Genomic DNA, 14,044 nt, shown 5'->3' with positions numbered 1-14,044 from the left:
CTATTATAGCTAAGTGTATGTATTGGTACGAAGAAGAAGTTAAAGGACTTGAAAAAGAAAGATTAAAACTAACATATGAACCGTCAACACTGTTCTATGGAAGTTCATCGATAAGGCTGTGGGATGCATTATTTGACGACTTTAAGCCCTTTAAGCCAATTAATTTGGGCTTTGGTGGTTCAACACTTGCGGCCTGTTCCTGGTTTTTTGATCGTGTTGTTGCTCCTTATGATGCTAAATCCATCGTTGTATACGCAGGTGATAATGATCTGGGCGATGGAAGGCACCCCGAAGAGATTTTTATTTTTTTTGAACAGCTTGCCAACCAAATATCGCAAAGGTTTGGCTCTATTCCTTGTTACTATGTTTCCATTAAACCCAGCATAGCGCGCTGGGATCTCATAAACTCACTCCGGTATACCAATAATATTATTGAAAATGAGATCATTAAGCGGGATGATAATTGGAGGTTCATCAATATATATAACAAGATGTTGAATAAAGATGGATATCCAGATAAAGAATATTTTCAACCAGATGGTCTCCATTTAAGTAAAAAGGGGTATGCTTTGTGGAAACAAACTATTTATGCCCGGCTTTCAGAGAATTTTCATGCAGAATTAATATAAATATCACACCATAGAGGCATCTTGCATATAGTATGAACAGAGAATACACGCGATGGTATAGCCCGGTTCTTCAAAAAAATATGGAGATGCTGATATTTGGCCATAGCGGAGCCTCTGTTCTGTTTTTTCCGGCAAGAATGGGGCGATTTTATGATTACGAGAATTGGCGTGTGATTGAATCACTACGTCATAAAATTGAAAATGGGTATATCCAGGTTTATTGCGTGGATAGTTGTGATACTGAAAGTTTTTATAGCTCAGGATTTCATCCATCGGTAAAAATATTACGGCACATTCAATACGAGCAATATATTCTTGAGGAGGTTATGCCATATATCGATGTTAAAAACCCCGATTCATTTAAAATTGCCGCAGGTTGTAGCTTGGGAGCTTATCATGCGGTAAATATATCGTTAAGACATCCTGGTATATTCAATAAAGTGGTTGGTATGAGCGGCCGATATGATCTGGCAACCAAAATAGGGCACTACGAAGATCTGTTAGAAGGTTATTGGGATGAGAATGTATATTTTAACATGCCATTACAATATATACCCAATTTAACAGATGAGCATAAGCTTGAAGTACTTAGACAGCTATATATAGTTTTGACAGTAGGGAAGGATGATATTTTACTGGATAACAATTATACATTAAGCAATCTGTTAACAGAGAAAGGGATTAATAATTCGTTGTACATCTGGGATAGCGAAGCGCATCAGGCCCGTTCATGGCGACAAATGGTAGTCAATTACTTATAGGACCTTCGCGTGTGCCTGCTGCTTCCTTACAGATTAACTAAATTAATGATAGTGAAAAGATGATGAGCTTCATGTAGCAGGAATCGCTCTGTCCATTTTGTGATATTTAAATTTCCAAAAAAAGGGTGCAATCCTTTTTTATCCGATTGATTTTCAGGAATCGCATTGATCAATTGTATGATATCCCGCCTGTCTGCATTGATTTGTTGTATCAGTTCTTCTGTAGATTTATTTTGACAGCTTATAAACTCCGGGTCATTATCAGCTTTATAGCTGCCAAATAAGGGGTTTTCAGTATTTAAAATTTGATTGATCCGTTCAATAAATACATGTTGATATCTTGCTAAGTGCGCAATGTTATCATGGATATTCCATTTATCAGGCTGAGGTCTTTTAAACAATTGCTGCTCATCAAGATTAAAAATGAGTTCGCCAATTGTTTCATGCTGAAATTTTAGTCTGCTTGTTATAGAATTACTAAGGTTCATATCAAGTTATGGTTGTATTTAAAAACAATATTAGTAACAATTATGATAATTTAGCATCGCTTAACTTTCATTATAAAGTGTTAGTATAATTTTACCGGCCAGGAACAAAAAATGAATAACAGGAGTCGAAAAATATTTACCCTTATTTCAGGGTTGTCTATATTGGTTATGGCTTGCCATAACATAAACAAGAATAAACAGTCAACCGCTAATGAGCAGGTGAACATGCATAGCGCCTATGATGACAGTACGCTAAATCGGAACATATTGCCTGTTTTAATGCCTTATAACCGGATTGTTGATCCAGCGGGCAAAGTTGTTTCATTTGGTGATCCTGGTGACGAAAACCACAGTATGGATGTGAGGCTTATACCCAACAGCAAACTTATAGCTGTTGAGGATAGGTATGGAATCACTTTAATTGATACTGTATTAAGTAAAGTGGTTACCCGCTGGACGTATAAACAGGATGCCCGGTATCTTGGGCTTTCCAGTACTTATTCAGGGTTAAAGGTTTTAAAAACAGGTAATCAAACACAGATATTCTGGAGCGCAGCTGCCGGCAAAGGGAAAGACTCTAAATCATATGTTTTTGAGGCAATTTGGAATGGCGAAAGCATCAGTATAAAAAACACCTTTACTTTTAAAGCCGAAGGAGAATCGCCTTTGGCTTTACCAAATGATCTGGCTATAAATAACGAAAATGGTGTAGATTTTTTATATGTGGTTTTAAATGGCAATAATCAGTTGGTTAAAATTGATCTGTCGACCAATAAAACTGTCTGGACAAAGCCTACAGGAGTTGCCCCTTATGGCATTGTGATAGCTAAAGGCAAAATTTTTGTAACCAATTGGGCCGGTCCCAACGTCATTGATACCGTGAATAAGGAAACCGCCGGTGTACCGTATGGCAAAACCTATATTGATCCCAAAACCGGAGCTACCGCCCAGGGTACCGTTATGGTAATGAATTTAGAAAAAGGGGATCTAATTAAAGAGATATCAGTTGGTTTGCACCCCAATGCAATAATTAGCAGTGCAGATGAAGCCTTTGTTTATGTAGCCAATGGTAATAGCGATATGGTATCGGTTATCTCAACAAACGCACTGCAAAGTGTTGATGCGATTGATGTAAAGTTAAATCCAGGCAAAAAAAGTTATATAGGTGATACGCCAAATGCATTGGCTATTAACCAAGAAGGTACGATCTTATATGTAGCCAATGGACTTGATAACGCGGTTGCTATAGTAAAACTTGGATCAAAAGCGGCAACAAAGGGCATAGGGCGTAGTATTGTAAAGGGTTTTATACCTACAGAAGCCTACCCGGGCGGACTTGCAGTTGATAATAATAATACACTATTCGTAACCAATCTGGAAGGAGAAGGATCGCGTATAAGCAGCAAAGAAATGGATAAGGGCGGGGTAGATGGTGAGATAAGTGAGGGTAGCCCGGAGGCATACAATTCGCATCATCAAAAAGCGACGGTATCCATTATCCCAATCCCCGGTGAGGCACAGTTAAAGCAATATACTCAAAAGGTAAAAGACCTTAACCTGAGTTTCAGGCAGCAAATTGCTCAGCTATTACCCCGGAAAAACGTTCCTGCACGGCCAGTACCTGAACGTATAGGTGAACCATCTGTGTTTAATCACGTGCTTTACATTATCAAAGAAAATCGCACCTATGACCAGGTTTTAGGCGATATGCCTGAAGGTAATGGAGCAAAATCATTATGCATCTATGGAGACAGCGTTACACCTAATCAGCATAATCTGGCCCGTAATTTTTTGTTGCTCGATAATTATTATGCATCCGGAAAATGTTCTGCCGAAGGTCATCAATGGACAGATGCAGCTATGGTAACCGATTATGTTGAAAAAAGTGTACGGTCATGGTTCCGCAGTTATCCGCATGTGCAAGAAGATGCATTGGTTTATGACGGTAATGGTTTTATATGGAACAATGCGGCAGACCATGGCAAAACGGTAAGGATATACGGGGAAGCTTGTGCGGTTCATTTTGATGAAAAATTAAGCTGGAGCGATATTTACAACAATTACAATGCGGGTAAACCTTTTGCATTCAAAAATACGAGTACCATATCGAGGGTACGACCTATGTTGTCGCAAAATTATCCCGGTTCTGATGAACACAAGATCAACGAACAATTGCGAGCCTCGACTTTTATTAAAGAACTAAATGAGTATGAGAAAAAGCCCGGTGATCAGTTGCCTCAGCTAATGATCATGGCTCTTTCAGCCGATCATACGGTAGGTACACGACCAGGGTTTCCTACACCCGATGCCATGGTGGCTGATAATGACCTGGCTCTTGGGCGTATTGTTGAAGCAGTATCAAAGAGTCGGTTTTGGAAAAATACGGTGATTTTTGTTACCGAGGATGATTCACAGGCTGGGTGGGATCACGTTTCGGCATATCGCACTACCGGTTTTGTGATAAGTCCTTATAGCCGCCTGCAAAGTAAGGTTAGTAAAAACTACAATCAAACCTGTATAGTACGTTCCATTGAGCAGATACTCGGTTTACCGCCAATGAATATCATTGATGCAACCGCTTTACCCATGTTTGATTGTTTTACCAATAAACCATCAAACTATACCTATCAGGTTATAAAAAATAAAATTCCATTAAACAAACTTAGCCCTAAACTATCCTCCCTTAAAGGAGCAGCATTACATTATGCGCAGCAATCATCAAGGCCAGAATATGATCATATTGATGGGGGAAATGATGACGTGATGAACCGTATTTTGTGGTTTGCGGCCAAAGGGAAAAAAGCATACCCGGCTAAACTGGCAGGAAAGGACACAGATAATGATGATTAGGCAGTCCACTTTTTAGCGGAAATGTATTTAAATGCTGCTTAGTATATAAATAGGCCAATATAATGCCACGTTTTGTTATAATAAATTTAGACATTTGCCTATCAAAACATTTCTTAATTAATTTAGACTGTTATTAAATGTCGTCCGTTGTGAGTACACAGGAACATATTCGTCGTATTCAGATAAATGGTGATGAAGCGGCATTTAATGAGCTTTATGAGTTGAACGAATCAAGGCTCAATAAATTTGCTTATTCGTTTTTGGGCGACAGAGAAGTGGCGCAGGAGATTGTAAATGATGCTTTTTTAAAAATATGGACCAACCGTGCAAATCTGGATACTATAAAGAATTTGCAGGTTTATTTATATGTTTTGATAAAGAATGCCTGTTTGAACCATTTACGAAACACATCTTCCAAAAAAATTAAAGAACTTCAACTTACCGAGACCTATTATTTTCGGTTATCTGTAGATCCCTCTCATTTGCTTATTAGTAAGGAGTTAGAAACAAGGGTTTTGAATGCAGTTAACCTATTACCTCCCCGTTGCAAACTCATATTTAAAATGGTTAAGGAAGATGATCTTTCCTGTAATGAAGTGGCGGCCATTCTCGGCCTTTCCAATAAAACCGTTTTTGCTCAGTTAGCCATCGCCCTTAAAAAATTGGATGACGCGCTTGGTGGTAAGTAAAGCTTTGGTATTCGATTAAACTATTTAAAAAAAAGTTTTATTTCCTTTAGGAAAAACCAATAGTTGTGTGTCCTTATGGAGTATACAAATTATTATGGGCAAATCCAGGTTTATTGAGTTAATGGCTAAAAGTATGGGCAAAACGGCCACTGCTGAAGAATTAGCCGAACTTAACACGTTTCTTGAGCAGTTTCCGGAATCAAAAAAAATGTACCAGGTTACTGCTGCTTTAAAGGGCAGCGCAAAACAAGTTGATACTGTAAAACAAAAAGATATCAGTACAAAGCTTGAAGAACTTTGGTATAAAATAAAAAGCTCAGACAAAAATCAAGGTTTTATTAATGATGCAAGCAAGGTAAAGCCTTTATTTCATTGGCGTTGGGCGGCCGCGGCTGTTTTAGTGTTAGGTATGGTAGGTAGCTTGTTGTATACACGGAAACTGCGATTGGCAGATCAGGCCGCAAGATTAGTTATGCATGAAGTTCGGGTTCCTTATGGAACAACCCGGAAATTAGTAATGCCGGATGGAACTAAAGTAATACTGAATGCAGGGAGTACCTTTACTTATCCCGAAACATTCGCAAAAAATACCAGAGACGTTACGCTTAATGGTGAAGGCTTTTTTGAAGTAACCCACAATGCTAAAAGGCCTTTTCTGGTACACACCAACAACTTAACAGTAAAAGTACTCGGAACAGTATTTAATGTTAAGGCTTATAATAACGATAAAAATATCGAGACTACATTACTAAAGGGTAAAGTGCAGGTTGAATTGGAAAACAACCCAGAGAAAAACATTATACTGCTACCTAACGAAAAACTATTAGTTACCAACAATGAGCCTCAAACCCGCCCTCGGGCTGGTAATACTCTTAACCAGGCAAAAGTAGAATACCAGGTGATCACACTACCAGCTGTTAAAGCCGATGAGGTCAAAGAAACCGCCTGGCTTGATAGCCGGATATTGTTTACTAATGAGCCATTTGAAGATGTGGCTAAACAAATAGAGCGAAAATACAACGTGCAGATTGTGTTTGAAAGCCAGGCGCTTGAAACCGAACAAATAAGTGGCCTGTTGGATAAAGAGTCATTGCAGGATGCTCTTCGGATTATTGAAATAACAACTCCATTCAATTACCGCATGGATGGAAAGACGGTTTATTTGTCGAAAAAAGAGAAACAAAATTAATTTAACTAACCCCTAAAACTAACGCGTATGACATTGAAGCATTACTTATCAGATTCCTGACATCCAAATAAACAAGGGAAGAGCTGGCACTCCTCCCTGTAAAAACAAATCGGATTTTTATTAACAGAGTAAGATGTTGTAACACAGTGCTTACTCTATCCATTAATTTTCAAAACAAATGTAATGAAAAAAACAAGAAGGGTATTTCCACTTCAGGGTGCCTCCGTATGTCTAAAAGTTATTTTGCTGATGAAAGCAGTTTTCCTCCTAATTCTGGTTACATGCATGCAAGTTTCGGCAACAGTGTATTCTCAACAAAAGTTTACACTTAGCATTAAGCAAACCGAAGTAAGCAGCATATTAACCAAAATTCAAAAACAAAGTGATTATCGTTTCTTTTACAATTACACATCCATTAAAAAACTTGGCAAGGTTGATCTGGATGTAAAGGATGCCACGATTGATCAAATACTAAGCAGCCTTATTGATAATAAACTTTCCTATAAAATGACTGATGACCATGTGGTTATCATATCTAATCAGGAAGATGCCAGCCGTCAGGCTATCATTAAAGGTAAAGTTGTTGATAAAACAGGTGAGCCCCTGATAGGCGTAAGCGTTAAATTGCAAGGTACCAATGTGGGTATCACTACGGATGTTAATGGTACATTTAGTATCAATGCACCAGACGACGGTACCTTGGAGTTAACCTATATAGGTTATGCCAAAAAGATAGTGCCAATTGCAGGCAACCACAATTTAACTATTACAATGGATGCCTTGCCATCAGCTTTAAATGAGGTGGTAGTGGTTGGTTATGGTACCAGCAAAAAAGTTGACCTTACAGGTTCGGTAGCCAACGTTAAGGGAAGTGATATTCAAAACCTGCCAGTAGCTTCGGCGGCACAGGCTTTGGATGGCCGTGCCAGTGGTGTAAACATTGTAAGTAACAATGGCTCGCCAGGAGCGGCTCCTAGTATACGTATCCGTGGTACAGGTACTATTAATGATGCTAATCCATTAATAGTAATTGATGGTGTACCTACGTTTGATCCCAATGCGTTTAGCGATCTGAACCCAAATGATATTGCCAGTGTCGACGTTTTAAAAGATGCTTCTTCAAGTGCTATTTATGGTACAAGGGCTGCAAATGGTGTGGTAATGGTAACTACAAAAAAAGGTACTTATAACCAAAAATTGAGCACTACGGTTAATTTTTATAATGGGTTTTCAAAATCAGTTAAATATCTGGATCCGCTTACAGCACCCGATCTGTATAAATTGAAAAGAGAACGTTATACGAATGATGGCGTTGCTATTGACGCGCCATGGAATGATACCTATTATGCTACTCAAAGAACCGACTGGCAACGTGCCATTATGGGAACCGGCCATGTAACCAGTGGAGATATTAATATAAATGGTGGTAATGAAGTATCAAACTACTATTTTTCTACCTCTATTTATGATGAAAAAGGAATCATCGATAAAAGTGATTTTAAACGCTACAGTGTACGGATTAATTCTGAACACAAACTAAAACCCTGGTTAAAAGTAGGCGAAAACATACAGTTAACCTTTACCGATAATAATGGGTACGATACTTACAGCTCACAAACCGGTCTGGTGTTCTCGGCGCTTCGTTTTAACCCAGCAATACCATTGGTAAACCCCGATGGTAGTTTTGGAACATCAAGAAATTTTGCCAATCAATTGGGTGATATCAATAGCCCATATGCAACTATTCAGGAAACAGATGCCTATAAACGCAAATACCGGACATTAGCTAACGCTTTTGCCGAAGTGCAGTTCATCAAAGATCTGAAATTGCGTGTTAATTATGCTTTTGATGGTGATATAGGCCGTCAGTATGAGTTCGATATTAAAGATATTAACCAGGCAAGACCTAACAATAGTTCTTCGCTAAAACAATCTGAAACAGAAGAATACTCCCAATTGCTGGAAGCTTTTCTTACCTATGATAAGGTTTTTGGAAAAAGTCATTTAACAGTTACCGGTGGTTATTCGTACCAAAAGTTTAATACCAATAATGGCTTTACCGCGCAAAGGATTGGATTTGATGATACGTCGCCAAGCCAGCGATACCTTTACCTGGGCCAGGATCAGTTTGCCACTGGGCTACCGCCTGATCAATCATCATTACAATCGGCTTTTGGAAGGGCTTTTTATAATTATGACGACAGATTTTTAGCTACCGTAACATTCCGGGCTGATGGATCATCAAGATTCGGACCTACCAATCATTGGGGGTATTTTCCTGCCTTTTCACTCGGTTGGCGCTTATCACAGGAAGAATTTATCAAAAATATCAGTTGGATCAGTAATCTAAAATTAACAGGCGGGTACGGCAGGCTGGGTAACCAAAGTGTTGATACCTTTCAATATTTAAGCTTAATACAGGTTAACAACACCTATGGCAACGGTGGTTATGCTTTTGGCGGAACAAGTGCGAGCGGAGCGGCTGTTACCCGGATTGCCAATCCTGATATACACTGGGAGGTTACCGCTATGACCAACGTAAGCTTAGACGCGGGTTTTTTAAACAATAAGCTAAACACTACCATTACTTATTTTAATAAAAATACCAGCGATATGCTTTATTCTCCACCTACGGTAGGAACCTTTGGCATTGTTAATATTCCGAGCCAAAACGTTGGCTCAATGAATAACAAGGGTATTGAGATCGAAGCAAATTATCAGGGAGGCAACAAACTAAAGTTTAGTGTTGGGGCTAATGCATCATTTATTAAAAATAAGGTTACCCATCTTGATGGCGAAGGGTCATATATTGGGTCGGTTCTTTACGGACGCTCCAATCAGGAGATCTCCAGAACTTATCAGGGGCAACCCATCGCATCCTTTTATGGCTGGAAAACCAATGGCTTATATCAAACTCAGGCCGATATTGACAACGACCCGGCGCTGAAGAACGATCCTCGTAAAGGAAATATTAAACCAGGTGATGTGCGTTTCCGGGATCTGGATGGTAACGGCCTGATTGATGGTAACGACCGTACCAATCTGGGCAATCCAAATCCAAATGTAACCGCTGGTTTGCAGGGAAGCTTATCATACAAAGGCTTTGACCTTGCAGCAAATTTTACAGGAGTTTTTGGTGTTAGTTTGTATAATGCTGATAGAATGCAAGGTATTGATCCAACTTATCCGTTCAATATGTACGCATCAACATTGGGCCGCTGGACCGGACCGGGTACCAGTAATACCATTCCCCGCATGTCATTAGACCGGGCGAATGATAATTACCGTACATCTGATCTGTTTGTTGAAAGCGGTAATTATTTCAGTCTTAAAAATGTAACCCTGGGTTATACACTACCAACAGTATGGAGCAAAAAAGCTGCTTTTAGTAGTATAAAGCTCTATGCATCAGGTCAAAATGTATTTATCCTCACCAAATACTCCGGTTATACACCTGAGCTGGGTTACAACAATGGTGGTAATCTGCAAAGAGGGGTTGATGTGGCCCAATATCCGGCAGTACGTACAATAACATTTGGTATATCAGCAAAACTATAACCTCATGAAAGCAAAAAGTATTATATATATAGCAACAGCGGTAATGTTATTTACAACCGGCTGCAAAAAAGCGCTTGATCTGGATCAGAAAGGTGCTTACAATAGCGATAATTATTTCAAGAACGAATCCCAGGCGGTAACCGCTATAACCGGTATATACAGTTTACTGGAAGGTGAGGATTACATTGCCCATGCCGAAACTACCTTTGATGTGGCATCTGATGATTACTGGCGCTCTGGTGACCACAGCGAGGATGAAGCTATAGAGAATTTAACCTATGACGCCTCAAACGCGCAGGTTAACTACAGCTGGAAATGGAAATATGAAACCGTTAACCGCGCTACGAATTGTATTATCAATATCCCTAAGATCACTGATATAACCCCCGCCATCAAAACACGCAGCATGGGCGAAGCCTATTTTTTCAGAGCTTTTGGTTACTGGCGTTTAATGGTAATTTATGGCGATGTACCTATTATTACCGAGGATGATTACACTAAACAAAACTTCAATGTTCCTAAATCACCTATTGAGGATGTACGCAAGCAAATTGAATCAGACCTAAAACTGGCTATAGCCAATCTGCCTGAAAGTTATGGCGCTGCTGATCGTGGTCGTGTAAGTAAGGGGACTGCGCTTGGGCTTTTAACTAAATTGTATATGTATTGGGAAAAGTTCCCCGAGGCGATAGCTACCGGGCAACAGGTAGTATCCAATGCTAACTACGCGCTGGCTGCTAATTACCAGGATAACTTTACCCGTGCAAATGAACAGAGTAAAGAGTTATTATTATCAATACAAGCCATTCAAAATGTAATACAAAACGATTTTACCGTGTATTATATTCCAAGGCCATGGGGTGGTTATGGTTTTAGTCAGCCATTACAGGGGCTCGCTGATGAGTTTGAGGCTAATGACCCACGCAAACAGGCAACTCTATTGAGTGTTGGTGATAAGATAGACATTGGAGACGGCAATGGTTTAACTACATTTACAGCTGATCTTTCAGCAACTGGTTTTGCTTTCCGTAAGTACGCTGTATTTAATACGGTAGCCGATGGCGGTGGTCCTGACCACACTTTCGCGGTACCGTTAATGCGTTCAGCCGACATTTATCTGCTGGTAGCGGAGGCGCTTATCCGTACTCAAGGAGCTGGAGCAGGGGATGCCTTGATCAACCAGATCAGACATCGTGCTTCGCCTTTATTAAAACCGGTTTCGGGGGCGGGCATGAAAGAGTTGATTCATGAGCGTCGTGTGGAGCTCGCCGGTGAAGGTGAGCGTCACCAGGATCTGATGCGCTGGGATAAAGATAAAATTGTTGATATCGCTGCGATTTATAATTCTCCGGTATCAAAAGCGCCGATCGATAAAAATAAGAATGTCATTTTTATTCGCCCTAAACATTACTATTATCCAATTCCCCAAGTTGAAATTGATAAGAGTAAGGGTGTTTTAAAACAAAACCCCAACTTTTAAAGGATGATAAAATAAATTACCGACAATCAGGATAAAAATTCTCTTGCAGAATATTTTGTTCTGATTGCCGGTGTTTTATGAGACCTCATCCCAACCCTTCTCCTTTGGAGAAGGGCTTTAAAAGAATAATTAATCATCTTGCCGATCAAAGTCCTCTCCTTTGGAGAGGATTTAGGTGAGGTTACATACCCTATTAAATGAGAAAGTATTTACTTGTACTTGTTGTTATGGCATTTGGCTTAAGTGCCAGTGCACAGGTTGATCAAAAGGCATTATATGCCTTTATTGAACGGGTTATTCCCGGCAAAAGCAGTTCTTTTATTATCGAGGCTATTCCGCAGCAAAATGATAAAGATGTTTTTGAACTTGACAGCAGGGACGGTAAAATAATTTTGCGGGGCAATAATGGTCTTTCCATTGCCTCGGCCTTAAACTATTATCTTAAAAATTACTGTTTTTGCGATATCAGCTGGAACGGTACAAACCTTAATTTACCAACTACCTTACCCTTAGTTAAAGGACCGATTCATAAAAGTACACCATATCAGTATCGCTATTATTTAAATTACTGTACCTACAATTATTCCATGGCCTGGTGGGATTGGGCCCGTTGGCAAAAAGAGATAGACTGGATGGCTTTAAATGGAATTAATCTGCCCTTGGCCATTACAGGCGAAGAAGCCGTTTGGCAAAATGTTTACAAAAGCATGGGCTTTACTGATAAGCAACTAGATGAGTTTTTTAGCGGTCCTGCTTATTTTGCCTGGTTTTGGATGGGCAACATTGATGCCTGGGGTGGCCCGCTGCCACAGCATTGGATGGACTCCCACAAAGAATTACAAAAGAAAATATTGGAACGTGAGCGTTCCTTTGGCATGAAACCTGTACTGTCTTCATTTACTGGACATGTGCCACCATCATTTAAAGATAAATTTCCCGGCGCCAAGGTTAAAAAAACCAACTGGGATGCCGGTTTCCCCGATGTATATATCCTTGACCCCGACGATCCGATGTTTGAAACCATCGGTAAAAAATATATAGAGGCACAAACCCAAGAGTTTGGTACAGACCACCTGTACTCTGCCGATACTTTTAATGAAAACGTGCCGCCAACAAATGATTCTACTTACCTGGATGGCATGAGCAAAAAGGTTTTTAATTCCATGGCCGCAGCAGATCCCAAAGCAATTTGGGTGATGCAAGGCTGGATGTTCCATTATAACAATAAATTCTGGCAACCACAGCAGATCAAGGCCTTGTTAAACGCTGTACCTAATGAACAAATGATCGTATTAGATCTGTATAGTGATGCGCATCCAGTTTGGAACCGCACTGAAGCTTATTACGGCAAACCATGGATCTGGAGTATGCTGCAAAATTTTGGTGGTAACATCAGTATGTTTGGTCGCATGCGTCACGTAGCCGCCGATCCGGCGATAGCGTTGCACGATCCGGAATCAAAAAACATGCGAGGTATAGGCATTACTCCTGAGGGCATCGAACAGAATCCGGCCCTATTTGCCCTGATGCTGGAGAATGTTTGGAGTGATACCCCCATAGATGCAGATAAATGGCTTGTTAATTATGCACAAAGGCGTTACGGTCAAAGCAACACACAGATAAATGAAGCCTGGCATATATTGCTAAACACAGTGTATTCCGGCGGTTTAACAGAAGGAGGTCCGGAATCTATTATTGTTGCACGGCCTACCTTTAAGAAAACTGTAGACAGGGTATTAACCAAATTGGATTATGACCTTGCGCAATTGGTTAAAGCCTGGCAGCTGTTTGTAAATGCTGCAGACAGTTTGAAACAAAGCGACGGTTTTCAATATGATCTGGTTGATATTACGCGGCAAGTACTGGCCAACTATGCAAGTCCGCTGCAACAGCAAATGGTGAAAGCATACCAAACCGGAGATAAAGAACAGTTTAAGCAATACAGTAACCGATTTTTACAATTGATGGACGATATCGATGCGCTGTTAAGCACCCGAAAAGATTTCCTGTTAGGTAAGTGGATCACTGAGGCAAGGGCCAATGGCATCACCGAAAAAGAGAAGAACTTGTATGAGTTTAATGCCCGTGACCTGGTTACGCTGTGGGGTGATAAAGAAAGTGGCTTGCGTGAGTACTCCAATCGCCAATGGGCCGGGCTGATTAAAGGATATTACAAGCAGCGTTGGGCTTTGTTCTTTGATCAGTTAAATAAATCGCTTGTATCGGGCAGTAAATTTGATGAGCTTGCTTTTGACAAACAAGTAAAGGACTGGGAATGGCAATGGGTAAACAAGCACGATAATGCTTACCCAAATACCGTCAGCGGTAATTCTGTGGAAAAAGCCAAACAATTATTTGAGAAATATAATCCTATAATTCAGCAAGCTTATCAACGCTAAG

General features: G+C 40.0%; 9 protein-coding genes. 8 read left to right on the top strand and 1 reads right to left on the bottom strand.

Annotation, left to right across the window (positions count from 1 at the left end; genetic code table 11):
• The first annotated feature begins 17 nt into the window (after nt 1-17).
• Nucleotides 18-629, top strand: coding sequence for a GDSL-type esterase/lipase family protein (locus AB6735_RS20775; protein ID WP_370997975.1), 612 nt, complete (start codon nt 18-20; stop codon nt 627-629).
• Between the two features lie 32 nt (nt 630-661).
• Nucleotides 662-1,390, top strand: a complete 729-nt coding sequence (locus tag AB6735_RS20770; protein WP_370997974.1) for an esterase family protein — start codon at nt 662-664, stop codon at nt 1,388-1,390.
• 26 nt (nt 1,391-1,416) lie between these two features.
• Here the strand turns inward: AB6735_RS20770 and AB6735_RS20765 are convergent, their stop codons facing one another.
• On the bottom strand, nt 1,417-1,878 hold the full coding sequence (locus AB6735_RS20765) for a DinB family protein (RefSeq protein ID WP_370997973.1): 462 nt from the start codon (nt 1,876-1,878) through the stop codon (nt 1,417-1,419).
• Nucleotides 1,879-1,989: 111 nt separating this feature from the next.
• On the opposite strand from AB6735_RS20765, the gene AB6735_RS20760 reads away from it, so the two are divergent.
• The 6 genes from AB6735_RS20760 to AB6735_RS20735 all read left to right on the top strand — a co-directional run bounded on the left by AB6735_RS20760 (nt 1,990) and on the right by AB6735_RS20735 (nt 14,043).
• On the top strand, nt 1,990-4,728 hold the full coding sequence (locus AB6735_RS20760) for a bifunctional YncE family protein/alkaline phosphatase family protein (RefSeq protein ID WP_370997972.1): 2,739 nt from the start codon (nt 1,990-1,992) through the stop codon (nt 4,726-4,728).
• 149 nt (nt 4,729-4,877) lie between these two features.
• Nucleotides 4,878-5,417: an RNA polymerase sigma factor gene (locus tag AB6735_RS20755; protein ID WP_370997971.1), complete on the top strand. Its 540-nt coding sequence runs from the start codon at nt 4,878-4,880 to the stop codon at nt 5,415-5,417.
• A gap of 121 nt (nt 5,418-5,538) precedes the next feature.
• Nucleotides 5,539-6,606, top strand: coding sequence for a FecR family protein (locus AB6735_RS20750; RefSeq protein ID WP_370997970.1), 1,068 nt, complete (start codon nt 5,539-5,541; stop codon nt 6,604-6,606).
• A 285-nt stretch (nt 6,607-6,891) separates the two neighbouring features.
• A complete protein-coding gene (locus tag AB6735_RS20745) occupies nt 6,892-10,164 on the top strand; it encodes a TonB-dependent receptor (RefSeq protein ID WP_370997969.1) in 3,273 nt (1,090 codons plus the stop codon).
• A gap of 4 nt (nt 10,165-10,168) precedes the next feature.
• Complete coding sequence (locus AB6735_RS20740) at nt 10,169-11,644, top strand: RagB/SusD family nutrient uptake outer membrane protein (protein WP_370997968.1); 1,476 nt, start codon at nt 10,169-10,171, stop codon at nt 11,642-11,644.
• 197 nt (nt 11,645-11,841) lie between these two features.
• A complete protein-coding gene (locus AB6735_RS20735) occupies nt 11,842-14,043 on the top strand; it encodes an alpha-N-acetylglucosaminidase (protein WP_370997967.1) in 2,202 nt (733 codons plus the stop codon).
• Nucleotide 14,044: the final 1 nt, after the last annotated feature.

This window comes from Mucilaginibacter sp. RCC_168 (assembly GCF_041355315.1).
In the GTDB taxonomy this organism is placed as follows: Bacteria; Bacteroidota; Bacteroidia; order Sphingobacteriales; family Sphingobacteriaceae; genus Mucilaginibacter.
This window is presented reverse-complemented; position numbering and strand designations above follow the sequence as displayed.